The following is a 24,109-nucleotide window of genomic DNA, read 5'->3' on the forward strand; positions in this document are numbered from 1 at the left end:
AGCCGGCTTTAAAACTATCAAGGAATTCGTGAATGTCTCAGAGCTCATCCAATGCACGATCGCGTGCAAGAGCTTTCGCTCTTTTAGGTCGTGTCGCGCCGCTGGTGTTTTTGCTAATTCTAGTGGTAATTTTCACAACATTGCAGCCGCGTTTTCTATCGCCCCTTAATCTGTTCAACATCCTCAGACAGGTCTCAATTTACGGAATTATTGCCGTTGGAATGACATTTGTGATCATCACGCGCGGCATTGATTTGTCCGTTGGATCACTGGTTGCCTTATCCGGAATTATAGCCGCAGTCGTTGCCAAAGGCGGAATCGAAGGACGGTTTTTGCTAGTTGGTGACGGAGGAGGGTTCTCCTGGCCAATCGCTGCATTCGCAGCTGTGTTAGTCGGTGCATTCGCTGGTTTTCTTCAAGGTGTGACGGTTGCAAAGCTAGCTGTTCCGGCATTTGTTGTGACGCTGGGTGGCATGACTGTATTTCGTGGATTGACGCTCACTGTTGGGAATGGCGGTCCTGTTTCCGGCTTCGATGAGTTTTTTGGCTGGTGGGGCCGAGGGATGGTTGGCCCTGTTCCTGTACCGGTGATTGTTTTTGCGGTTGTGGCCCTCATTGCTCACTTTGTTCTGACACAGACGCGTTTTGGTCGTTCGGTTTATGCCGTCGGTTCAAATCCCGATGCTGCACGCTTGTCTGGCATCAACACCAGCCGAGTGACGATACTTGTTTACGCAATTGTTGGCTTCTGCTCAGGCTTGGGTGGGTTTGTGCTTGCGGCACGTTTGAATTCTGCCGAGGCCGTTGCGGGTGCAGGTTATGAACTGACCGCGATTGCTGCTGTCGTGATTGGTGGGACCAGTCTCTATGGCGGCACAGGTTCAGTGATTGGTACTGTCATCGGAGCATTGTTGACGGGCGTTCTGCTCAACGGTCTCGTCATCCTGAATGTCTCACCATACACCCAACAGATTTTGGTGGGCCTGATCATCGTTGCAGCCGTTGCTTTCGACAGCTTCATTAAGAGACAATCCCGATGACACATGCTATTTTCTTAACGGGCACTGACGTCTTAGAAAGCCCCAAGCAAGTTTTTAAAGCAGGCAAACTGGAAGCGACACTCGACAGTGGTGCACTGCGCTGGATACGCTGGCACGGTATCGAAATTCTGCGCGCAATCATGTTTCTGGTGCGGACCCCGGGATGGGGGACGCCAGCGGCGCAGATCAGTAATCTTGAGGTCACTGAAAACCCGAATAATTTCCGGATCACCTACGACGCTTTATACGGCTCTGTTGCCACCGGGGTCCAAGTCAGTATTACGCTTGAGGGCACCGCAAGCGGCCATTTGACTGCTAAAGGCGTCATTCAAGCGACAGCACCATTTGAGACCAACCGCACCGGGTTTGTGGTTCTGCATCCGTTGGCAGGCGTTGTCGGCACAGAAATCGATGTGCAACATGCCTCCGGTGCATCCCGTAAACTGGTTATGCCTGTGCCAATCAGTCCGGGTCAGCCGTTAATGGACATTCGTGCGCTGACGCATCACCCCTATGAGGGTCTAAGCGTTACGACACGTTTTGAGGGTGATATTTTCGAGATGGAAGACCATCGCAATTGGTCCGATGCTTCTTTCAAAACCTATAGCCGTCCGATTGGGCTGCCATATCCTTACCTGCTCGATCAAGAGGTTCCCGCAGTTCAGTCGGTAGAGGTCAGTATTTGTGATGACGGTGGCAGCGATATAGCGTTTGAAGCCATTGAGGTTCCGCAGGTTAAGGGGCAAAAACTACCTGCCTTTGGCCTCCCTTTCGATAGTCTGCAAGCCGTCGAGAATGCGATGCCACATTCGGAGGCGCTTGCTGAAATTGCGCCCGCGCGGGTTCTCTTGCGATATGATTTTACGAAAGAAACCAACAACTCGTCACTCTCCTCGCTCGCCCGCTTGCTCGAAGTGATCGGCGCTTCCCTCGAAATCCAGGCAATTCTGGCTTCCGGCGATATCGATGGTGCGGATAAAGAGTTGGCATCCTTGGCGAAACTTATCGGCTATGCCAGCATTCATGTATCGGAAATTTCAGCATTCGCTAAAATCGATGAGCAATCGTTTCAGCCTGGCGAAGTGCGACCTGATCATCCGTCAGAAGAGGCTATTCTTGCTGGTCTCAGGAAATACTTTCCTCGTGCACGTCATGGCAGCGGAACACCTGCATTTTTCACCGAATTTAACAGAAAACGTCCAGATCGGACTTTAGCCGATTACTTCACTTTTACCACGACGCCTTCCGTTCATGCGGCTGATGACGCATCGATATTGGAAACTTTGCAATCTCTGCCGCACATTCTCAATTCAGCAAGATTGCTGGTTGGCGACAAGCCTTTGCGTGTCGGACCGACTGGAATTGGCGCACGCATCAATCCGTATGGACCAACTCTCACAAATAATGATTTCTCTGCGCGTGAAGGAATGGCAGCTCAAGACCCGCGCCAACGCGGGCTCTTCGCCGCTGCTTGGCATGTCGGTTATCTAGCTCAACTTGCATCTTGGTCTGTAGAGCGTTTTTCTTTTGGTGCCGCCACCGGGCCATTTGGATTAATATCGACACGTCAGACAGGCTCACGAACCATCTGGGATGAATGGCCGGATGGTAGCCTCTATCCATTGTTCTACGTTGCAAAATGGATTTCACGTGCGGCTGGTGGCGAGCTTGTCGCGGCGGGCCTTGAGGATGGGCTCGCGCGCTTAGAGTGGAAGGTGAATGGGAAACCTCATACTTTGTTGGCCAATCTTTCTGCACAAGCACGGGACGTGTCGCTCACTGATTGGTTACGTCCGCAAGGACATCTGCTCGATGCAGGATCTTTAGAAGCTGCGGCGCTCCAAAAGGATACATTTTCCATAGCAAAGCAATTTCCTGATCTCGTGAAACTCGATGCATATGCCGTTCTACACCTACGCGATGAGTAATATAAAATGACAGAAATTTTAAAAGGTTTGCTTATCGGATGTGGCTTCTTCGCTAAAAACCAACTTCATGCATGGGCTGATGTTCATGGAGCGGAAATCACTGCTGTGTGCGATCTCGACCCTCTAAAGGCGCAGGCCTATGCGCAGGCGTTTAATATTCCTGCGTGGCATACGAGTGCCGATATCTTGGCATCGGGCGCTTTTGATTTTGTCGATATTTGCACGACGATGGATACGCATGAAGCGCTCGTCGGACTTGCGGTCCAACATAATGTGCCTGTGATTGTACAAAAGCCATTCGCCCCGGATCTTAATACGTGTCGGCGTATTGTTGCTCATGCAAAAGCGGCTGAAGTACCGCTCATGGTTCATGAAAACTTCCGGTTTCAAAAGTTGTTTCGCCGTATCCGCGAAATTCTAAAATCAGGTGAAATCGGTGATCTGACTTTTGGACGTTTGTCATGGCGCAATGCGATTGATGTTTATTCCAATCAGCCATACTTGCTGAAAACAGAGCGCTTTATGATTATGGATGTTGGTATCCATATGCTTGATCTCGCACGGTTTATCTTTGGTAATGCCAATGCGATTAGCTGCATCAATCAATCTGTGAGGGAAGGATTGGCCGGGGAAGACGCGGCAACCATTCTACTCAGACATGACAACGGAGCGACCTCAATCGTAGATGTCAGCTATGCGTCTCATCGCTTTCCAAACCCGTTTCCACAAACTCTCGGAGAGATCGAAGGACGCTTGGGCACTATTGAGATTATCGGCGATCAGAAGCTTATCATCCACTCTAATGGCGGGCAGCGAGAAGAAGTAATTTCAGCAGACGGACGTGACTGGACATTCGAACCATGGACACAAATTCAGGACAGCGTTCCTCGCACTCAACAGCACTTCATTGATGTCCTGCAGGGCATCGGCTCCTTTGAAACGTCGGGAGAAGATAGCCTTCACACCTATGTGCTGGCGGAAGCCGCCTACCGCTCGGCGTCAAGTGGAAGCCTTGTAACGACACAGGAACTTTAGGATAGGGTCATGGATTTAAACGAGCGTAGGCAGGTTGGTCACACGGCGTTGTCGCTACCGATTTTAGGGTTAGGAACTTGCCCGTTAGCAGGTGTTTATTCTGCCGTGAGCGAGATCGATGCGCGCGCAACCTTAGAGGCTGCATGGGAACTCGGTATTCGGCTCTACGACACCGCGCCATGGTATGGTCTGGGGCAAGGGGAGCATCGCACAGGTCGTGTCCTTTATGATTTGCCACGGGATCAATATACGCTGACGACAAAAGTGGGGCGGGTGCTATTCCGACCACAAGACCGCGCATCATTCAAACCTCCGGCGTGGTCTGGCGCGCTCTGTTTTGATCATCATCATGTCTTCACCTACGATGCAATTATGCGCTCTTATGAGGATAGTTTGCAGCGGCTTGGGATCAATCAGGTCGATACACTCTACATTCATGATCTAGATACCGGATATTTTAATACCGCAGACAGTCTCAGCTCGAAGTTGAAAGAGCTTGAGGATGGTGGTTTTCGCGCATTAGAGGAACTCAAGCGCAGCGGTGAAGTTAAAGCAATTGGTGCAGGCGTGAATGAGCGCGGTATGATCAACCGCTTTTTGGATCTTGCAGACCTCGATGTTTTTCTGGTGGCGTCACGCTACACGTTGCTGGAACACGATATTTATTTCGATGAGATTCAGCGTGCTGGCAAACAGGGAGCGTCCATCGTTGTCGGCGGTGTTTTCAATTCCGGCATTCTGGCAACGGGTGCTGTTGAAGGTTCTAAATATGAATATAGCGATGCCTCGGCAGAGGTGACCAAAAAAGTAAATCGATTGTCGACTATCGCAAGATCATTTGATATTGCATTACCCGCTGCAGCATTGCAATTTCCACTCGCAGCACCAGAAGTGGTTTCGGTGGTTTTTGGTGCAGTGCGGCGAGAAGAAGTTGAGCAGAATGTGGCGCATTTCAACGCCGACATACCATCAGGCTTCTGGGAAAAACTAAAAGGAGAGGGGTTGGTCCATGAAGCCGTTCCGGTCCCGTAAGTGAATGCGTGTTGCTTGGAGTTGAAAAGCATTGGATAAGTTAATCAGCTTTGTGCCGGGGTTCATCTGCATCGTCGTGAGCTGGTCGATAGGTGCTTTCCTGGTCGCGCAATTTGACTTGCCAGTTCCCGGGGCGGTTCTGGGGTTACTTATTCTGCTTTTGGGTCTCGCAATATTTCAAAATCTGTTTGCCGCAGTTCTTCCAGCGGGGTCTGTGCTTCTGCAAAATTTCCCGCTCTTCTTGTACCCATCTGGCGCTGGGTTTCTTATTCTATCTGGAATTGGCTTGGGTGGTTTCATCAAAATCATCATTACGATTGCAGTGTCATTGCTCGTTTCGCTGCTACTTTGCGCTCATGTTTTTAGATGGTTGCGGCGCACCGGTAGATAACATGATTTCAAGTGTAGCATGGCTTAGCTTAACGATTGCGATCTGGCTCATCTGCGTCGCCCTCGCAAAGAGGTTGCCGTATCTTTTAATCGGCAATCCACTCGTCCTAGGTATTGTATCCATATGTTTGCTCCTGCACTTTTGGGGGGAAGATGCGCAGACATATCTCAAAGCAGTGTACCCCCTAACGTTTTTCGTAGGGTTGGCGACCGTTGCCCTTGCAATCCCTCTCTGGCAACAGCGTGTTTTAATCAGCAATAATGCATCAGCGATGTTCATCGCGACGCTTATTACAACCGTGAGCGGAATTGGAACAGCTTGGCTTATTGGAGCCATGCTTGGGCTTTCAGGCTCTGAATTTGCAAGCATCGCACCTAAAATGACGACCTTGGCCGTTGCGCTGCCTTTGTCGACGGCAACAGGCGGCTGGGAAAGTCTGACAATTCTTGGGGTCATGTGCAACGGCGTAGGAGGTGTAATCATCTCGGAACCCGCCTGGCGGTTATTTGGTAAAACGCTGAAGTCTGAAGACAAGGCATTTGCGCTCGGGATAACATCGCACGCGATGGGCATCGCCAGAGCTTTGAGTATTTCTCCCTATACCGTAGCTTTCGCCAGTTGCGGTATGCTGCTCAGCGCACTGATGACAACTGCCTTATATGCCGCTTTTGAGTTGTGGCAGGCTCTAATTTAGAAGTGAATTGTATTTGGGCGCGAGGGATGCCCCCGCCATCGATATTGAAAGATCCCCCAGCTGGGCAGCAAAAATTGATCCACATCAGCATCTTACTTCGGACAATCTGGATCACCTTTCCGCAACGAAAGGGGCAAGCCTTGGAATCCAAACCACACCTGATCGGCCTGAGGCGATCGATATGGGACGCCGTATTATCCACAACGATGCAGCTGTCCTCCTTGGAAGCCGGTTCTCGGCGGAAGTGGATGCGCTTCGCTTTGCCACCGTCACCGTTTTCCAGCCAGGATTATTGCCGAAGCTGTGTGGCTATAATTTCCGCCAATCTTTCGCATCGTCGAGGACCTGCTGGCTTATCCAGGAATATCCCTTATGCAAAAGGCACTATAGAGATAGGCAGTAAAGCTTGGGTTTGTCTGTGCAGACGGCAGCCGTCACCGCACACCACGCCTTTGGCGATAAATGGCGGCTGCATGTGCAGAAACGCCCGGATACCAAGCCATCCATAGATTTCATGCGAAACCTTCTCTCTGCTCAGGGCCGTTCGTTGCGCGTTATGGTCACTGATAAGCGAAGCTCTTATGGAACCGCCAACCGGGCGGTAGGTTTAAGAGTCAAAGACCCGGGCCAAACAATAAAGTTCTATGGACTACCCCGCATCCCGGTCGCAAAGGGGCCGCCGGAAACCCAGAAGTACTCTCCCGTGAGGCTATTGAGGAACGAGTGTCAAAACCCTTTGACAGGGCAACAGTTCTTCGCGCTGTAGATAGTGCTTTAGAATCGTTTGTCACTGAATTTCGGCGGACGGATGAACCCAGATCCCTCCAGTCTTCGATACCCCGGACCAATTGGATGTCGAACGAGGTAGATCTTGAATACTATCGAGTTGAAGAGATCGACATCTTGAAATGGAATATCCGAGTTTGGATGAAATTAGTGAAGAGCGTGCCCCGGCAAATCCATTGTTGCGGAACACTTTCGGACATTGTGCCGGCGATAGCCGCTGGATCAAGCAACATTTTCTGACTGGCAATTTCATGCTTTGAAGCGACAGGTGCTTTTCTGACATGATCGGCACAGCTTCTCACGTCGATGCAGTTGTGGTTTCAGGATGCCGTGACGAAGCACTGACGAAACGCTTGACAGAGTGTGCAAAAGCTTGTTGTATATTCGAAACGCGGGGGCAACGTTGCCCGTAAATGCGTAGAAAAATAATCTAAGGGAACTAGGTGGCAATGAAGCCCGCAACACTTCGTGTTGGCGGGATTTTTGTCGTTTGTGAGGTGGAATGGGTGAGCTGACCTGCAAGATCGGCATATTGATTTCAACAACTGGCGCCTATGCGGCAGTTGGACGTGCGATCTTGAACGGAACCCTGCTGGCATGTGCACAGATAAATGCCGACGATGATCTGAGGGTCACTCTGGAGCCGGTGCATTACAACCCCGGTGGTGATCTGGAAGAATATTCGGTGGCGACCAAAAAGATGATCGACGCTGGCTATCGTCATGTCGTGGGATGCTACACGTCATCCAGCCGCAAGGAGGTTATTCCACTTTTTGAAAAGTATGATGCGCAGCTATGGCATCCATCCCATTATGAAGGTTTTGAAAGCTCTCCAAACGTAATCTATACGGGTGCCTCGCCGAACCATCATATGTCACCATTGATGGACTACCTCCTAGCCCGATATGGTCGCAAAGCCTTTTGTGTTGGTTCCAACTATATTTGGGGTTGGGAAAGCATCCGTGTCCTGCGCGAATATATTCATGTGCGCAAGGGTCGTGTCCTGGCCGAGCGCTATCTCGGCGTTGGCGAGACCGACTTTCACAAGATTATCGAAACCATCTTTGAAGAGCAGCCGGATTTTATATTCAATGCTTTGATCGGTGACTCTTCATATGCCTTTTTCGAGCAGTTTCGGCAGGCCTGTGAAGCACGCGGCATCAATCAGACCGAACGCTTCCCAATAGCAAGCTGCAATCTTTCTGAACCCGATCTTACCGAAATAATGCCCGAGTGCAGGAATGGTCATATCAGCTCGTCCGTCTATTTTTCGACCCTGACCAATCCCGAAAACTGTTGTTTTGTGGCCGAATATAACCAGGCTTTTCCCGACGGACCACCTCCTGCCGCAGAAGGTGAAGCCGCCTATATCGCCACGATCATGCTCGGAAAGGCTATTGCTGCGGCCAATTCCAGCGATCCCATGCTGGTGAGAAGCGCTGTTGCCGGAATGCAGTTACAGGCGCCGCAGGGACTGGTCACAATCGACCCCGAAACACACCATGCCTATCTGACGCCGCGGATTGGACTATCGACCCGGGACGCTGAATTTGAAGTGTTGATCGAGGCACCAGAGCCCGTGCGACCCGACCCCTATCTCGTTTCTGCCGACAGCCTCGCTATAAGCTCGATTGGTCAGGCTAGTTTGAGGGTTGTCCAATGAGCGGTCGCTTCATACAGAATTTTAGAAACCGCCGCGGGATCATTGTTTCGCGTGATTTCAGAGCAATTGGCGCTTTGGATTCAACCCTCCCAAAACTGGGCCTGAGTGCATCCTATGTCCCGCTAAAAGCTGACAGTGCGGAACTGTCGGAGGCTGAGTTGAATGCTGAGCGTGACGTGTTGTTTGTGGATGGTGATCTCGATAATCCACTTTCGCTTCCAGTCAGTCCGGTCAGCGGTCTGGCATGCGTTCCGATTATCGGCCTGGTTGGTGTCGAAGCTCCAAGCCGCTTGAAAGGGCTTGTGCAGTCAGGTGCCACGGCCTTCCTGCGCAAACCCGTTTACGGATCAATCGTCTATTCGGCAATTGTTCTTGGCATCAACGCCTACCAGCAGCGACAACAGATGGAGACCACAATTGCTCTGCATGAAATGCGCCGCCAGCAACGTCGTAGTCTGATCAAAGCAATTGTCGAGATCATGCGTCGTCACAATGTCTGTGATGACGAGGCTTACAACCTTCTTCGCAAGGAAAGCATGAAATCGCGAATGAATGTTGAAACATACGCAGAATACTTCATCAGCGAACGGATGAAGGTGGACGACCGCGAAACAGAAACCATTCAAAGGTCAACGATCGCGAACTAACCTCCGAGGAGAATAAAAATGTCTATCATCAAGAAAACCGCAGCTTTTGCGGTCACGGGAACGCTTGCGCTTTTTTCTGGTGCAGCACTTGCTCAGGAGCCGATTAAGATTGGGGTTCTGGAAGACCAATCTGGCGAATTTGTCGTGCCTGTTATCGGCAAGGTCCATGCAATCCAACTCGCGACCGAAGAAATCAATGCCAAAGGTGGTATTGCAGGACGCCCGATTGAGCTGGTCATCTATGACACCCAGTCGGACAATACCCGCTTTCAGGAATTTACACGCCGTGCGCTGCAACGCGATAAGGTCGATGTGATTTTTGCAGGCTTTTCATCGGCTTCCCGTGAGGCTTATCGGCCGATCGTGCGCCAGTTCGACGGTTTCGCCTTTTATAACAATCAGTATGAAGGCGGTGTCTGTGATGCCAATATGGTGGTCACCGGTGCTGTGCCGGAACAGCAGTTCTCGACCCTCATTCCATGGATGATGGAAACCTACGGGAAGAAGGTTTACACCATCGCCGCAGATTATAATTTCGGCCAGATTTCGGCTGAATGGGTACGCAATATCGTCAAGGAGAACGGCGGCGAGATGGTGGGTGAGGAATTCATCCCGCTCGGTGTGTCACAATTCTCGCAGACCATTCAGAATATTCAGACGGCCAAGCCCGATGTGGTTGTGACTTTGCTGGTTGGAACAGCGCAGGCCTCCTATTATGAACAGGCGGCTTCCGCAAATCTGAAACTGCCAATGGCTTCATCGGTCAATGTCGGACAGGGTTATGAGCATAAGCGTTTTACGCCGCCTAGCCTTGCCAATATGCATGTGACGACAAACTACATCGAGGAAGTTGATACGCCTGCGAGCAAGGACTTCATCGAACGCTTCCACGCCAAGTTTCCAAATGAACCCTATATCAATCAGGAAGCAGCCAACTCCTATATTGCAGTCAACCTCTATAAGCAGATGGTTGAGCGGGCCGGTGGTTCAACGAAGCGGGATGACTTGCGCAAGATAATCGCCGAAGGGGATGTTTGCTTTGATGGCCCTTCGGGAAAAACCTGTCTTGATCCCAAGAGCCAGCATATGTCGCACACCATCTATCTGGCCAAAGTGGGCGATGACCACAATGTTTCTTTCCCACAAGTCTGGAAGGATGTGAAACCTTACTGGCTGGGTGATGCGGGTTGCGACCTGACGAAAAGCAATCCGGGCGAACAATACACACCATCTAATCCACCTTCGAAGCAGTAAGGGTCTGATCCGGCACGCATCTGCTGCGTGCCGGTAGACCAGACGTCTCCCGCTAAGGATTATTATGATGGAGCTATTGGGTTCTCTTTTCGCTGCCTTCTATCAGTTTGGCGATGCTTTCGCGTTTCTCGTTCTCTCGGCATGCGGACTGGCAATTATTTTCGGTATGATGGGGGTCATCAATCTCGCGCATGGAGAGTTCATCATGTGCGGTGCTTATGTGACCGTAATGACTACAAAGGCCGGGTTGCCCTTGCCATTGGCGATAATCACAGGTGCCTTGGTGGCCGGTCTCATCGGTATGCTGCTTGAGCGGCTTGTTATTCGCCATCTCTACGGACGCCCGCTTGATACGATCGTTGCGACATGGGGTATCAGTCTGATTGCGACACAGGGAACGCTCATTCTCCTGGGTTCAACGATGCAGGGTATCGGCACTCCATTGGGCTCATTCACGCTGGGAGCTTTGTCCTTCTCAATATACCGCATGGTCCTGATGCTGGCAGCACTGGCGATCCTCGCAGGCCTCTATCTTGTCTTTAACAAGACCCGTTTCGGCATCCTTGCACGCGCGACCATTCAGGTCCCCGACATGGCCAAGTCGCTCGGTGTGAACACGAATTATATTTATGCGCTGACATTTGGTCTGGGCGCGGGTCTCGCAGGGCTCGCAGGCGGGCTTTATGCTCCCACCATGACGCTGGTGCCGACTATGGGTTCAAGCTTCATCGTGGAGTCATTCGTAACCGTTGTTGTCGGTGGCGCCGATGTCTTTCTGGGTACGGCACCGGCTGCGGCCATTCTCGCTGTCGTAAAGGCAAGTCTGACCTCCATGTATGGCCAGCTGTTCGGACAGATTGGGCTGCTCGTGGCCGTAATCATCGTCATTCGTGTGCTGCCAAATGGCCTTTCAGGGCTTTTCATCAAAGGAAAAGGTTAATGGCAACCAAGCTATTGGGGCATCTTGAAGGCCCGCAAACCAAGGGGAAGGGCCCCGTTTTCTGGAGTGGCTTCGTTGCCGTTGTCCTGCTCGCGATTATCTATCCAATGTTTTCTGACGGATACACAATTGGAAACAATGTCTACTTCCTGATCTGGACATTCATGGCCATGGGGCTCAGTCTCATCTGGGGCTATGGTGGTGCCTTGTCGTTTGGCCAAACTGCATTCTTCGGCGTTGCGGGTTACGCTTATGGCGTTCTGGCAATCAATATCGGTGATGCTTTCGGATTTACACTCGTGGCGCTGGTGCTGGCTATTCTCCTTGCCGGTCTGTTTGCCGCCGTCATTGGCTATTTTCTGTTTTATGGGCGGATAACCGGGGTTTTTCTGGGCATCGTCACCCTCTCGGTAACGCTGGTTCTGGAACGCTTCATGGCGCAGACCGCGGGCCCGGAATGGGCGATCGGAAAGGCTCGTCTTAACGGTTTCAATGGCATGAGCGGTATGCCACCGATTACCTTTCCGTGGTTTGGCGGCGATATCGCCCTCTATCCCGATATTGGACTCTATTATGTCGTCCTTTGCCTCGTCTTGATCGTCTATCTGGGATTGCGGATTCTACTGAACTCGCCATTTGGCAATGTTCTCGTTGCCATTCGCGAAAACCCGCAAAGAGCCGAGATGCTGGGCTATGATGTTCGCCTCTATCAGTGGGGGGGCTTCATCATAGGGTCAATGCTGGCCGGTCTTTCGGGCGTTCTTTATACGGCCTGGGGACAATATATTACGCCATCAAGCATGAGCATTACCGCAGCAGCACTGCCGATTGTCTGGGTTGCAGTTGGTGGACGCAGCGACATCACAGCCACGCTGATCGGCACAATTCTCGTGCTCGCCGGGTTTCAGGCACTGACAATTTATGGCGCTCAATACGCCCTGATTGTCATGGGTGCACTGCTTGTGTTCACAGTGCTCCTTGCGCCACAAGGTATCGTGCTGGGGTTAGCCAATTTGATTGGGTGTGTTCCATTTTTCAAACGCAAGAGGTCAGCGTCATGACTATTCTTGAAACACGCAATCTGCATAAGCGCTTTGGTGGTTTGCATGTAACCAATGATGTCAACCTTCAACTCAGGAAGGGGGAGATTCATTGTTTGATTGGACCCAATGGGGCGGGAAAAAGTACCCTTTTCCGGCTCATTCTCGGCGAATATCTGCCAAGTGAAGGTGATGTTCTTTACAAGGGCGAGACCATTACGCGATTAAAATCGTTTGATCGGATCGACCGCGGGATCAGTGTGAAGTTCCAGGTGCCGGGAATCTTCAAGGAGCTGAGTGTTTACCAGAACCTCGAAATAGCTGTTCAACGCAAGCATCGCGGTGCAGATCTCAAACGCGAAATCGACCGCCTTCTAAGCTTCCTGAAGCTTGAAGAGTCCACCCCTAAACTTGCTGGTAATCTCAGCCATGGCCAGAAGCAGTGGTTGGAGATCGGTATGGCGATCAGTCTTGAACCGGAACTGCTGCTACTCGATGAGCCGACGGCAGGCATGACCCCGGACGAAACATTTGCCACCGGCGAAATGGTTCAACAATTGAATGCACAAGGAGTGACTGTGTTGGCCGTTGAGCATGACATGGCATTCGTTCGGCAAATCGCCCAACAGGTCACCGTTCTGCATTTTGGTAAAATCTTTGCGCAAGGCTCGATCGAGGACATCGTCAAGGATGACCGGGTCGCCGCAATCTATCTGGGGCAGGCCGATGCATAAGGAAATTCTACTTCAAACACGCGGTTTATGGGCTGGATATGGGGGAAAGCCCGTGCTGCAGGGTGTCGATATCGATGTGCACAAGGGCGAAATCGTAGCCGTCATCGGTCGCAATGGTGTTGGTAAGTCGACACTTATGAAGTCGCTTATCGGGCTTTTACCAGCGGACCGAGGATCAATAAGTTTCAACGAACAGGCGCTTACGCATTTGCCACCGCACAAGCGGGCACGCTACGGTATCGGCTATGTTCCGCAGGGTCGGGATGTATTCCCCCGGATGACTGTTGAAGAAAATCTGGCTGTTGGTGTATCCATCACTCCGGGTGCCAGCAAAGAGCTTTACGACGAGGTTTATGCCCGGTTTCCAATTCTCGCAGAAAGACGGCATCAACGCGCCGGAACAATGTCGGGCGGGCAGCAGCAACAATTGGCGATTGGTCGTGTTTTGATAGGACGCCCATCTCTTATTCTTCTCGATGAACCGTCGGAAGGAATTCAGCCAAACATCGTGATGGATATCGCCAAGCTATCAGTCGAACTCAACCAAAAGACTGGAGTGTCGATCATTCTCGTTGAGCAGAATATCGATATGATCCGCGCCATGGCCCAGCGCTGCTACGTCATGGACAAAGGACGTATCATTGCAACACTCACAGCCGAGATGTTGGAGGATCGCGACACGGTCCGCAGATATCTGGCCGTGTAATGATGGCAGTCTCGCATTTTTCAGTTTGCCTACCCCAATACTCGTTTTTTCCGGCCCGAGCGTGGCTTGGAAATCTGTTGCATTGCAAAATTATTAAGGGAGACTTCTATGTCCTGGTTTGATGAAACGATCATGGTCCGCAAAGGCGTCGCAAAAGGCATCGCTGGAAAAAACCATCACATCAGTGAGGAAGTGCAGGGCAAATATCAATATGTTTATGGTTCCTATGTTGAGCCTGTTCTGCATGTGGAGCCGGGCGCGGTCATTTCCGCTGAGACGCACGACGCATTTGAAGGAAAAATCCGCAAGGAAACGGACAAGCCTTCAGAGATTTTGAACTTTCCATTTCTCAACCCGCAAAACGGACCAATTTATGTCGAGGGTGCCGAGAAAGGCGACACTCTGGCGGTATATATACAACAAATCCGTCCGCGCGGTGAGCAACCATCGGGCACCACTGTCATCATGCCGGAATTTGGCGGTCTTGTGCCGACGGCAGATACTGCGATGCTGACGCCAACATTGCCGGAAGTGGTCAAGAAGTTGCACATTGATGCTGAAAAAGGCGTCAAGTGGAGCGATCGTATCACACTGCCATATGAACCTTTCATCGGTACAATCGGCACTGCACCGGAAATCGAAGCGATCAGTGCTCTCGTTCCGGATTATTATGGAGGCAATATGGATTTGCCTGATGTTGCACCAGGCGCCGTCATTTACCTCCCCGTGCAGACCAAGGGTGCCTATCTGTTTCTTGGCGATTGCCACGCCGCCCAAGGTGATGGCGAACTTTGCGGTGTGGCCGTTGAACATCCAACTGTAACCACGATCCAGGTCGATTTGATCAAGAACTGGACGATCCGTACACCCCGTTTGGAGAATGAAAAATTCTATATGACGATTGGTTCGTCCCGCCCGATGGAAGACGCGGCTCGACAGGCTTACAGGGAGTTGATCCGCTGGATGGCAACGGATTTCGATTTCGATGAAATCGAAGCCTATATGCTTTTAACACAGGCGGGGCGCGTCCGCCTTGGTAATATGGTGGATCCAAAATATACACTTGGAGCTTCCATTTTAAAGTCGATATCCGGCATAGCAAAATAGCATCACACTAGGGTGGCCCGCTGTATGCGTCGCCACCACAATCCGCCCAATACAGGCAATGGTTCTGTGGTCACAAGAGGAGCCCTCTAAACGATATGTTGGCAAAGTTAGAACCGCGAGTCTTTCTGGAAGCCCTGTTCGATGCAGCGGTTGCTGCTGCTGACCCTGAACTGGTGATCCGCGCCAATCTGCCTGCAAAGCCCAAAGGCCGAACGATTGTGATTGGTGCAGGCAAAGGCTCGGCGCAGATGGCGGCTGCATTCGAGCGGGCATGGGCAGAGCGGCATGAGAATGAGGAAGCGCCGCTGGAAGGTGTTGTAGTCACGCGTTACGGCTATGGCACGCCCTGCAAAACTATTGAGATCATTGAGGCGTCGCATCCGATTCCCGATGATGCCGGGCTTGCTGCTTCAAAACGACTGTTTGACGCGGTGTCGGGTCTCACCGAGGATGATCTTGTCGTCGCGCTCATTTCCGGTGGCGGTTCGGCATTGTTGCCATCGCCGCCTGAAGGCCTGACCTTGGAAGATGAGATCGCCGTCAATAAGTCGTTGCTGGCATCTGGTGCGCCGATTTCGGCAATGAATGCCGTGAGAAAACATCTTTCGACCATCAAGGGTGGAAGATTAGCTGCTTGCGCCCATCCGGCAAAAGTCTTTTCGCTGGTCGTTTCTGATATTCCCGGTGACAATCCTGCCTTTGTTGCGTCAGGCCCAACTGTGCCGGATAAAACCAGCCGCGACGAAGCGCTGAAAATCATCGAACGCTATAAGCTTGAACTGCCAGATGCTGTGCTCGCGCATATCAAAAGCGAGAAGGCTCATGCGCCAAAACCCGACGACAAAATCTTTGCCGACAATGAAGTACGGGTGATTGCGTCAGCAGCTGTTTCTCTGGAGGCCGCAGTCAAGGAAGCGGAGCGCCATGGCGTTGAGGCGGTGATCCTGTCCGATTCAATGGAAGGTGAGGCACGCGAAGTTGCTCATGTTCATGCGGCGATTGCGCGTGAAGTGGCTGATCGTGATCGTCCGTTTAAAAAGCCGGTGGTGATCCTGTCAGGTGGTGAAACGACCGTGACTATTCGTGCGAAAGGCGGCAAAGGCGGGCGCAACAGCGAGTTTCTACTGTCCTTCGCGCTTGATATAGATAGCTATACGAATATTCACGCGCTGGCAGCGGATACCGATGGCATCGACGGTTCGGAAGATAATGCTGGAGCTTTTGCCGATGGCACAACGGTTTCGCGGCTGCAAAAGGCGGGTGAAGACGGGGCTGCGCGGCTTAACGTCAATGACGCATGGACGGCATTTGATGCGATTGATGATCTGTTCATGCCCGGTCCCACCGGAACGAACGTCAATGATCTCAGGGTCGTTCTAGTTATGAGGTGATACGCCTGATGCAGGTGGGCGGTCTCGACCCTACGAGCCTGATTATTTCACCATCGCAGTTCTTGGCGGGTAATCAGTCGCTAGGGCGGAACTGCCCTTTATTGGATTGCTTTTATCAAAAAATGTGATCGCATCTCTGGCCAATTGTAAATATACGAAACGCGTATAGCCCCATTGCGCTGTATTGCCTTGAGGCGTGCCATTCTCATTCATGAAGCGCACGAACCGCCCCTTCTGAAAATCGGGCAACCATTCGGTGGAACCCGCATCACGATTGTTGGTCAGCGAGCGCCATTGACAGGATCCTCCAGAATATCAAAAAAAAATACCGCTGGAAATTGAAAGCACCAAGGCTAAGTTCATGAAGGTAGAGTTCTGGGCGCTGATCAAACGGGAGCTTTTTCCAGTAATCATAAACGCCGGAACAGTGCCTGCGACGAAGCAAGTCCATTTTAGGCCTGAAACAGCAGTGAAAGCGGGCTGTTTAAATAAGAATACGGCAAAGCAGATTCCCGCTCCTAGGATCTGTCGAGCCTTCGGCCCCTGTGAGAGAGGTCGTCCGCGATCGTCGATCATGGGTTCCAGCCGCCGCTACCGTAGGGGCGGGTTATCATTTCGAGGAGGTGTCCGTTGAGATCGTTGAAATAGAGGCCGCGGCCACCATCGTGGTCGTTCATTCCCGGCTTCTGCCGTTGAGGATCGGCCCAATAGTGCAAGTTCCGCTTGACGAGCCGGTTGTGCAAAGCGCCGAAACTCGTGTCATCGACCAGGAAAGCGTAATGCTGCGGAACGACAGCATGCTCTACGTCCATATAGTCGAGGTTGACGCCATTATCGGTGACGACCATCCAGAATGGTCCCCATCTGCGCGGCGGTCGCAGTCCAAGCATCTCAGCCAGAAACAGGGCAGACCTCTGTGCGTCTCGCGTTGCCAGGATCGTGTGATTGAAATCGATGCCCATCAGCGGTCGCCCATCCCCAGCATGACCTGGTCTGCACCGACCCGCCTGAGCGTCAAGGTCACCGCGAACACGGCAATAAGCGCCGCGCTCGCCACAATGTAGGCGGCTGAATCCCAGCCAAATCGGTCCAATGCGCCGCCGATGGCCGTTGGACCAACTATCTGTCCAAGATTGTTGCCTTGAACGATCAGCCCCAGAACAATCGGAGCCGGCCCTGCCGCTAGCGCCACAATTGGCGCGGAGGACAGTAGGATAGCCGGGATCACCCCGCCGACAGCCGAGAACAACAGGCACAGGCCGAAGGCCGCACTGTCCGGTAGCACGGGGAGAAATATCCCGAAGCTGGCCATTCCCATAACGAAGCATGCAGCGTTCAGGAGCGCCGAGCGGCTAAAGCCCTTGGTGAGGAGCAGACCTGCCGCCAGATTGCCGATGACGTTCACGACCGAAGCCAGTGCGCTGAGCAGGCCGGCCATCTGGTGCGTAACCTGCAGCCGCTCCATCAGCAGCACCGGCAGGAAGCTGAAAACAGCGAAAAACATCAGGCTGTAGAGCGCAAAGGTGATCCCGAGCCCGACAGCTCCCCGGTTGCGCCAAACGCTCATGCTGTCGCGGCGCAAGCCCTTCCAGGACATGACCGGGCCCTTCCCTCCGGTCGGAATGATAAGTGAAACTCCCATGCAGATGGCCAGTGCCAGCGCGCCGCTTGCCCACCACAGTGTCCGCCAGGCCTCGAACAGCGGACCCACCAGCATCGCCGTCGCCATGCCGACAGGCATGAAGCAGCTCCAAAGGGCGAAGGCCAGGTCACGATCCGCTGGTCGCGTGACCTTTTCGAGCAATGAGGGTGCAGCGACCGTCACAAGCAAGAAGCCCGCACCCTCAATAACACGTCCTAGAAACAGGCTCGTCAGTCCCAGTGTCGCCGCGCTAAGTGCCGCGCCGGCTGCCGTAAGCAACAGCCCGAGGATGAGGATGCGCCGCGCCCCAAAACGCGCAACAAACGCACCAGTCGGAATGCCGCCGACAAGGCCGATGAGCGCGAATATTCCTGACAGCCAGCCGATCACCGCTAAGGTGATTGTAAAATCATTCTGCAACAAGGGCGCTGCAATTGCCACCTTGCCAAACTGCAAGGCGACAGCAATCCCGCTGCCAACGATGACGGACACGCCGGCCCAGTGTGTGGTCACGATATCGTTTGTTGACGACGGCTTCATCACGACGCCCTTGCCAAGCGACCGGCCACGAGGGCGGACGTGATCGCGGCGACATGCCGTCCCTGAAAGCGCGCGCCCTCAAGTTCGTTTTCGCTGACCTCGCGGTGCCCACCCTGTCCGTCATCAGCCAGCGTGGACGCACCATAGGGCGAGCAGCCGGTGATTTCGTCCATCCGCATCTGGCCCTTGAAGCTGTAGGGCAGGCCGACAATGATCATGCCGAGGTGGAACAGCACGGTCTGGGTGGTCAGGATCGTTGTTTCTTGCCCGCCATGCTGGCTCCCGGTTGAGGTGAAGACGCTTCCCACTTTTCCGACCAGCTTGTCCTCGAACCAGAGGCCACCGGTCTGGTCGAGAAAGTTCTTCATCTGAGAGGCCATATTGCCGAAGCGGGTCGGCGTTCCGATGATGATGGCATCGGAATCCGCGAGTTCGGCCAACGTTGCGACAGGCGCGGACTGATCGACCTTGTATCCGGATTTTGCAGCAAGCGCTTCGGGAACAAGCTCCGGTACCCGCCTGATCGCCACCGTCGCACCCGCCTCACATGCGCCATCCGCCACGGCCGAAGCCATCGTCTCGATATGCCCATAGGAGGAATAGTAAAGCACCAGCACTTTCGTCATCTCGTCGTCCTCGCATTCGTTTCATTGACCATAAGGTTGCATCAAATCGATGAGCGGAATAAGTGATAATAAAATGCTAGAGATGATCATAAGGATAGATCATGTTGGATGCCCTCACTCTCGATCAGATCAGGACTTTCGTAACAATTGCCGATAGCGGCAGTTTCCGCTCCGCAGCTCAGAAGCTTTCACGCGTCCAGTCGGGTGTAAGCGCAACCATCGCCAACCTTGAGAACACACTTGGCGTGGAACTGTTTGACCGTTCCGGGTACAAGCCCGCCTTGACACCGCAGGGACAGATATTGCTCGGCAACGCACGCGACATCATTCTGCGCGTGGACGTCCTGCGCGCCCAAGCGCGGGGCTTCACGCATGGCGTCGAAACGGAACTCGCGATTTCTGTCGATACGCTGTTTCCTATGCCGGATGTCGCACGTGCGATCTCACGGATGCGACACGATTATCCTGCTGTGGCCGTTCGTGTATGGTCGGAGGCTATGGGCGGACCACTCGATGCGCTTCGGAAGAGCCGTTGTGCGCTTGCGGTGATGGTCGGTGAAGATTTCCGCGACCCCCGCATCAAGTTCGAGCCGCTGATAACCATTCGGCAGGTTTCGGTCGCTGCTTCGACCCATCCGCTGGCCCTTCGCCATGCGGGCCGTCCAATGGAGCTGATGGATGTTGCCGATCATCTCCAGATCGTTCTGACCGATCCCTCCGACATATCCGCAGGCCGAGACTTCGGAGTCGTTTCGTCACAGACCTGCCGCGTCAGTTCGCAGGATACCAAACACCATCTCATCTTGGGGGGAGCAGGTTGGGGGCGGCTCCCGCATTGGCTCGTCGAGCGGGACTTGCAGCAAGGGACGCTTGTGCGCCTTAATGTCAGCGCCATGGGCCGCAATGGCGAGGTCACCTCGAGTGCCTATGTCGCCTACCGTCGGGACGAGGCACTCGGACCTGCAGCCCAGAAACTTGCCGATCTGCTGATCTGTCAGCAATAGGGTGATCAGAGCGGGTGAGGATCGTCAAATTTGAAGTTCCCCCACCCTGACCCAATTTATGCGTCCGACCTGCGTTCCGCTTTGGCCGCGTGGTTTCCTCGTGGCTCTGTCCGCTGGCGCGCCGCGACGCGTGCGCTCGACCGAAACGATCTTCCCATCCTTCCGCGCGGATGCATGTTTCTCACTCTCGCCGACACCTTCGATCCGCTTGTGCAGGACGGGTGATCTTTCTATATCCCGATCACCCTTGCAATTTGCAGCCCCTGTCCCGCAGGCCGCCGCTTTGGAGAATTCCTGCTCAGATCCGAATGAACCAAACCGCGCGTAAAGCAATCTTAACTTTGAGAGATCCGGAGCCCTTGACCCGTCAGAGTTCCTGCAAGGTGAATTGCGGTCGTGGAAAGTAAATGGGGTCAATGAAGGTTTACGCCCCAACGCGATCGTTGGCTTCCCGGTGTCGGAATGACCGTTTCAGGTTTCCCTTCATTGCTTGCCGGAAGATGTTCTCCTAAGGTTCCATATGAATTTGTCGGAGAGGATCCCTCATGTCGAAAGCCAGCTCGCGGGTAGAACCCGCCGACCACATTCCCATGCCGGTCGGCATCATCATCCTGACCGTGCTGGCGCTTTCTTTGGGCGATGCGCTGATTAAATTAACAAGCGGCAGCTTCGTCATCTGGCAGATTTTCGTAATCCGTTCACTGCTCGCCATCCCGGTTCTGCTCGTCGTCCTCGTTGTGACATCGTCTGTAAGACTTAGGGTCCCCCATTTGCTTGGTTGGGTTGTCCTGCGTAGCCTGATGTTGGTTGCCATGTGGATTTGCTATTATCTTTCGCTTCCGAAGCTGACACTTTCAGTTGCAGCTGCCGCCTACTACACGCTTCCCCTCTTCCTATCGCTGTTCTCGGCTCTTTTCATAGGTGATCGAATTTCCCGCCTCGGCCTCATTGCCGTGTTTGTGGGGTTTCTGGGTGTCCTGCTGATCCTTCGACCGAGGGTGGGCGATTTCAATGCATATACAATCCTCCCGCTGCTGGCTGCCATGCTTTACGCCGGTGCCATGATCATCACCCGCACCAGATGCCGGCAACAGCATCCTATTGCCCTGGCGCTGGCGCTGAATATTTGCTTTGTTGTTGTTGGCGCAGGAGCGACCGGATTGGTCGCGCTACGGCCAGATGTCGCGCGGCATGGCTTTCTGCTGGCGCCATGGGCTGCGATGGGGCAGGCCGAATGGATTTCGATGGGGCTCATGGCAGCAGCTATACTCATCGGCAGCATCGGGACCGCCGTCGCCTATCAGAATGGACCGCCATCCGTCATCGGAACTTTCGATTTTTCCTATGTGGGCTTCGCCGTCGTCTGGGGAATGATTTTCTTTGCCGAAGTGCCGGATGTGACCTCGATACTCGGTATAATCCTTATCGTTGGAGCCGGTATTGCGTCATTGCGGCAAGGACCGCTTTGGCAAGAGCGTAAAATTTCTACTCTTTCACGCAGGCATCGCGATGCAGCCGCTGGCATGCGACCAGAAAATCGACGAGTGCCAGCCTAGCTGCCGATGGAAGTCCTGTGCCGTTTCAACCCTCAAAAAGATGGTAGGGCCGTCACAGAGGAAACATACAACTTATCAGCGCAAAACCAACAATTGGTTCCATCAAAAAGCCACTTGCCAAGCGAGAATGGCGACGTGCAGACCACGTTGGCTCTCGATTATCTGCGGCGTTGGGTCAGCATGTCGATCAATGCCCTGAGTGCCGATGAAACGTGGCGACGCCCCGAATAATAAAGACAAAGTCCCGGGAACGCTGGGCACCAATCCTCCAAGACGCGCTTTAAGCGACCGTCCTCCAATGCATCTTTCGCAAGATGGTCGGGAACGAATGCTATACCTATTCCGTCGATAGCAGCCTCCACCATCAGCGGTTGGTCACTCAATGTAAGAGAACCAGCTACATTGATTCGTTCCACAACCCCCAGACGTTCAAATTCCCATCGATAAATTGCTCCACTTTCAAACCGGAAGCGTATGCACTCATGGCTGAGCAGATCCTGGGGCACGACGGGATATCCTCGACGCTCTAAGTATTCCGGGGATGCAATTGCCGCGAAGCGTACGTCTCCCGTTACCGGGATGGCCAGCATGTCTTTTGGTATGGCCTCCGCCAATCGAATGCCGAGGTCGAAACCATCGGCCACGATATCACTCAGTCTTCCATCGCTGACTATATCAAGATGAACTTTCGGATACTCGTGCAGGAAGCGGGCAAGCCGCGGTCGCAATACTAAACGGATAGCACCCTCACTGGCATTTATGCGAACTGTGCCGCTCGGGACTGCACCATTTCCCTCCAACTCCTGAACGGCTTCATCGATCGAGGCCATTGCTGGCCTCAGTTTGGAGGCAAGGCGCTCTCCGGCTTCTGTCAACGAGACGCTGCGCGTCGTTCGATTGAAAAGGCGGACGTCCAATCGCTGCTCAAGAGCCTTGATCGAATGGCTAATCGCGGAGGGGGTTATGTTCAGTTCGCTCGCGGCGCAGCGAAAGCTGCGGCGGTTCGCGACGGCGAGGAAAGCAGCGAATGCCGCCAGATCATTGCCCTTAGATTGCTGAATTGCTTTCACCATAACATCAAGAATTGATCAGATTGTTTAAATAGTCAACAGCTCGTAACGTTGACGCCGCACGGCCTAACCACGGCTCTCCGACTAGCGACTGGTGACGTGCACGCCCTCAGCCGCAACGAATACCGGGACTTGCCGAATAGAGGAAAAATGAATGAAGATGAAAGCTGTTGTGATGACCGGGGCGAACCGCCCCTGGGAAGTTCAAGAGGTTCCCATGCCCGAGGCGAAGCCGGGGCTAATCCTCGTTAAAGTTCACGCCTCCGGCATGTGCTATACGGACGTCTGGGCAACCCAGGGGGCAGGGGGCGATATCTATCCGCAGACCCCCGGCCACGAAGTTGTCGGCGAGATTGTCGAAGTGGGCGCGGGGGTACACACACGCAAGGTAGGGGATCGGGTCGGCACTACATGGGTTCAGTCCTCTTGTGGCCGATGCTTGTATTGCCGCCAAAACCGCCCGTTAACCGGTCAGACGGCTATGAACTGCGATTCGCCGAGAACGACAGGCTTCGCCACGCAGGGCGGTCACGCTGAGTACATTGCGATTTCTGCCGAAGGCAGTGTGTTGTTGCCCGATGGGCTCGATTATGCGGATGCCGCGCCCATGATGTGCGCAGGCTATACAACTTGGAGTGGCCTGCGCGATGCGGAACCGAAGCCCGGTGACAGAATTGCGGTGCTTGGCATTGGTGGGCTGGGCCACGTAGCCCTGCAGTTCTCCAAGGCCTTGGGATTTGAAACCATCGCGATCACTCATTCGGCGGACAAGCACAAGCTGGCCGCCGACCTTGGTGCTGATATGGTTGTCGCCGATGGCAAGGAACTGCTAGCGGTCGGCGGCGCGGACGTCCTTCTGGTCACGACGAATGACTTCGCCACCGCGGAAAAGGCGGTCGCGGGGATGAGGCCTGACGGGCGCATTGTTCTTTGCGGGCTCGATTTCAGCAAACCGTTCGCGATCCCCTCCGACGGCAAGCCATTCCACATGATGCGCCAACGCGTGATCGGCTCCACGCATGGCGGACAGCATTACCTCGCCGAAATCCTTGACCTTGCCGCGAAGGGCAGGGTCAAGCCGATCGTCGAAACCTTCTCGCTTGACGAAGCAACCAAAGCGTATGAACGGTTATCATCCGGAAAGATGCGTTTCCGGGGCGTTTTTCTACCCTCCCGAAGCGCATAAGCCGTCCGAGCCGGCTTAACGCCATGGGCCGACTTCACTGGAGTTGCTGAGGTTGCCGGCGACCCTGGCAGGCCATTGTAATCCCAAGCGTCGGGTC

The 24,109-nt window shown here is 53.4% G+C and carries 24 protein-coding genes and 1 pseudogene; 19 read left to right on the forward strand and 6 right to left on the reverse strand.

Annotation, left to right across the window (positions count from 1 at the left end; translation table 11 throughout):
• Nucleotides 1-32 precede the first annotated feature (32 nt).
• From QBD00_RS16105 to QBD00_RS16180, 16 genes are all read left to right on the forward strand, one after another.
• Entirely contained in the window at nt 33-1,040 is a 1,008-nt protein-coding gene (locus QBD00_RS16105; protein WP_151093845.1) for an ABC transporter permease, read from the forward strand.
• Nucleotides 1,037-2,968, forward strand: a complete 1,932-nt coding sequence (locus tag QBD00_RS16110) for a hypothetical protein (RefSeq protein ID WP_318580029.1) — start codon at nt 1,037-1,039, stop codon at nt 2,966-2,968. The genes QBD00_RS16105 and QBD00_RS16110 overlap by 4 nt, the downstream gene beginning before the upstream one ends.
• Nucleotides 2,969-2,974: 6 nt before the next feature.
• The gene (locus QBD00_RS16115; RefSeq protein ID WP_318580030.1) at nt 2,975-4,003 is read left to right on the forward strand and encodes a Gfo/Idh/MocA family oxidoreductase; all 1,029 of its coding nucleotides are present in this window, start codon (nt 2,975-2,977) and stop codon (nt 4,001-4,003) included.
• Nucleotides 4,004-4,012: 9 nt separating this feature from the next.
• On the forward strand, nt 4,013-5,035 hold the full coding sequence (locus tag QBD00_RS16120; protein WP_318580031.1) for an aldo/keto reductase: 1,023 nt from the start codon (nt 4,013-4,015) through the stop codon (nt 5,033-5,035).
• A gap of 31 nt (nt 5,036-5,066) precedes the next feature.
• Entirely contained in the window at nt 5,067-5,426 is a 360-nt protein-coding gene (locus tag QBD00_RS16125) for a CidA/LrgA family protein (RefSeq protein ID WP_151093837.1), read from the forward strand.
• Nucleotide 5,427: 1 nt separating this feature from the next.
• The gene (locus QBD00_RS16130; RefSeq protein WP_191793685.1) at nt 5,428-6,120 is read left to right on the forward strand and encodes an LrgB family protein; all 693 of its coding nucleotides are present in this window, start codon (nt 5,428-5,430) and stop codon (nt 6,118-6,120) included.
• 13 nt (nt 6,121-6,133) lie between these two features.
• Nucleotides 6,134-6,523 (forward strand): UPF0262 family protein, encoded by a 390-nt coding sequence (locus QBD00_RS16135; protein ID WP_268967529.1) that lies wholly within the window; start codon nt 6,134-6,136, stop codon nt 6,521-6,523.
• Nucleotides 6,524-7,408: 885 nt separating this feature from the next.
• The gene (locus tag QBD00_RS16140; RefSeq protein WP_151093833.1) at nt 7,409-8,569 is read left to right on the forward strand and encodes a transporter substrate-binding domain-containing protein; all 1,161 of its coding nucleotides are present in this window, start codon (nt 7,409-7,411) and stop codon (nt 8,567-8,569) included.
• The gene (locus QBD00_RS16145) at nt 8,566-9,216 is read left to right on the forward strand and encodes an ANTAR domain-containing response regulator (protein ID WP_151093831.1); all 651 of its coding nucleotides are present in this window, start codon (nt 8,566-8,568) and stop codon (nt 9,214-9,216) included. Before QBD00_RS16140 ends, QBD00_RS16145 begins: the two co-directional genes overlap by 4 nt.
• 18 nt (nt 9,217-9,234) lie before the next feature.
• Nucleotides 9,235-10,470, forward strand: a complete 1,236-nt coding sequence (locus tag QBD00_RS16150; RefSeq protein WP_151093830.1) for an urea ABC transporter substrate-binding protein — start codon at nt 9,235-9,237, stop codon at nt 10,468-10,470.
• A 67-nt stretch (nt 10,471-10,537) separates the two neighbouring features.
• Nucleotides 10,538-11,410, forward strand: a complete 873-nt coding sequence (locus QBD00_RS16155) for an ABC transporter permease subunit (RefSeq protein WP_318580041.1) — start codon at nt 10,538-10,540, stop codon at nt 11,408-11,410.
• Nucleotides 11,410-12,471 (forward strand): ABC transporter permease subunit, encoded by a 1,062-nt coding sequence (locus QBD00_RS16160; protein ID WP_318580032.1) that lies wholly within the window; start codon nt 11,410-11,412, stop codon nt 12,469-12,471. The genes QBD00_RS16155 and QBD00_RS16160 overlap by 1 nt, the downstream gene beginning before the upstream one ends.
• Entirely contained in the window at nt 12,468-13,184 is a 717-nt protein-coding gene (locus tag QBD00_RS16165) for an ABC transporter ATP-binding protein (RefSeq protein ID WP_151093827.1), read from the forward strand. The genes QBD00_RS16160 and QBD00_RS16165 overlap by 4 nt, the downstream gene beginning before the upstream one ends.
• Nucleotides 13,177-13,890, forward strand: coding sequence for an urea ABC transporter ATP-binding subunit UrtE (gene urtE / locus QBD00_RS16170; RefSeq protein WP_318580033.1), 714 nt, complete (start codon nt 13,177-13,179; stop codon nt 13,888-13,890). Before QBD00_RS16165 ends, urtE begins: the two co-directional genes overlap by 8 nt.
• 108 nt (nt 13,891-13,998) lie before the next feature.
• Nucleotides 13,999-14,997, forward strand: coding sequence for an acetamidase/formamidase family protein (locus QBD00_RS16175; RefSeq protein ID WP_151093824.1), 999 nt, complete (start codon nt 13,999-14,001; stop codon nt 14,995-14,997).
• A 95-nt stretch (nt 14,998-15,092) separates the two neighbouring features.
• Nucleotides 15,093-16,388 carry a glycerate kinase gene (locus tag QBD00_RS16180; protein ID WP_318580034.1) on the forward strand — a complete coding sequence of 432 codons (1,296 nt, stop codon included), beginning with the start codon at nt 15,093-15,095 and terminating at the stop codon, nt 16,386-16,388.
• 42 nt (nt 16,389-16,430) lie between these two features.
• Here QBD00_RS16180 and QBD00_RS23645 read toward each other — a convergent pair.
• The 5 genes and pseudogenes from QBD00_RS23645 to wrbA all read right to left on the reverse strand — a co-directional run.
• A pseudogene (locus QBD00_RS23645) lies at nt 16,431-16,679 on the reverse strand (alpha/beta-hydrolase family protein); the annotation flags it as partial.
• Nucleotides 16,657-16,839 carry an alpha/beta-hydrolase family protein gene (locus QBD00_RS23650; protein ID WP_151095944.1) on the reverse strand — a complete coding sequence of 61 codons (183 nt, stop codon included), beginning with the start codon at nt 16,837-16,839 and terminating at the stop codon, nt 16,657-16,659. The gene QBD00_RS23650 and the pseudogene QBD00_RS23645, both read right to left, overlap by 23 nt.
• Nucleotides 16,840-16,960: 121 nt before the next feature.
• Entirely contained in the window at nt 16,961-17,350 is a 390-nt protein-coding gene (locus QBD00_RS16190) for a VOC family protein (protein ID WP_191794016.1), read from the reverse strand.
• Nucleotides 17,350-18,570: a CynX/NimT family MFS transporter gene (locus QBD00_RS16195; RefSeq protein WP_151095999.1), complete on the reverse strand. Its 1,221-nt coding sequence runs from the start codon at nt 18,568-18,570 to the stop codon at nt 17,350-17,352. The genes QBD00_RS16190 and QBD00_RS16195 overlap by 1 nt, the downstream gene beginning before the upstream one ends.
• Nucleotides 18,570-19,196 (reverse strand): NAD(P)H:quinone oxidoreductase, encoded by a 627-nt coding sequence (wrbA, locus tag QBD00_RS16200; RefSeq protein ID WP_151095950.1) that lies wholly within the window; start codon nt 19,194-19,196, stop codon nt 18,570-18,572. Before wrbA ends, QBD00_RS16195 begins: the two co-directional genes overlap by 1 nt.
• Before the next feature lie 101 nt (nt 19,197-19,297).
• Between wrbA and QBD00_RS16205 the strand changes: the two genes are divergently transcribed.
• Both QBD00_RS16205 and QBD00_RS16210 read left to right on the forward strand, forming a co-directional pair.
• On the forward strand, nt 19,298-20,200 hold the full coding sequence (locus tag QBD00_RS16205; RefSeq protein ID WP_151095953.1) for a LysR family transcriptional regulator: 903 nt from the start codon (nt 19,298-19,300) through the stop codon (nt 20,198-20,200).
• A gap of 545 nt (nt 20,201-20,745) precedes the next feature.
• Nucleotides 20,746-21,756 carry a DMT family transporter gene (locus QBD00_RS16210; protein WP_318580035.1) on the forward strand — a complete coding sequence of 337 codons (1,011 nt, stop codon included), beginning with the start codon at nt 20,746-20,748 and terminating at the stop codon, nt 21,754-21,756.
• Between the two features lie 158 nt (nt 21,757-21,914).
• Here the strand turns inward: QBD00_RS16210 and QBD00_RS16215 are convergent, their stop codons facing one another.
• Nucleotides 21,915-22,829, reverse strand: coding sequence for a LysR family transcriptional regulator (locus tag QBD00_RS16215; RefSeq protein WP_151095959.1), 915 nt, complete (start codon nt 22,827-22,829; stop codon nt 21,915-21,917).
• Nucleotides 22,830-22,980: 151 nt separating this feature from the next.
• Between QBD00_RS16215 and QBD00_RS16220 the strand changes: the two genes are divergently transcribed.
• On the forward strand, nt 22,981-24,012 hold the full coding sequence (locus tag QBD00_RS16220; RefSeq protein ID WP_235902044.1) for an alcohol dehydrogenase catalytic domain-containing protein: 1,032 nt from the start codon (nt 22,981-22,983) through the stop codon (nt 24,010-24,012).
• The last annotated feature ends 97 nt before the right edge of the window (nt 24,013-24,109 follow it).

This window comes from Ochrobactrum sp. AN78 (assembly GCF_029909885.1).
In the GTDB taxonomy this organism is placed as follows: domain Bacteria; phylum Pseudomonadota; class Alphaproteobacteria; order Rhizobiales; family Rhizobiaceae; genus Brucella; species Brucella quorumnocens.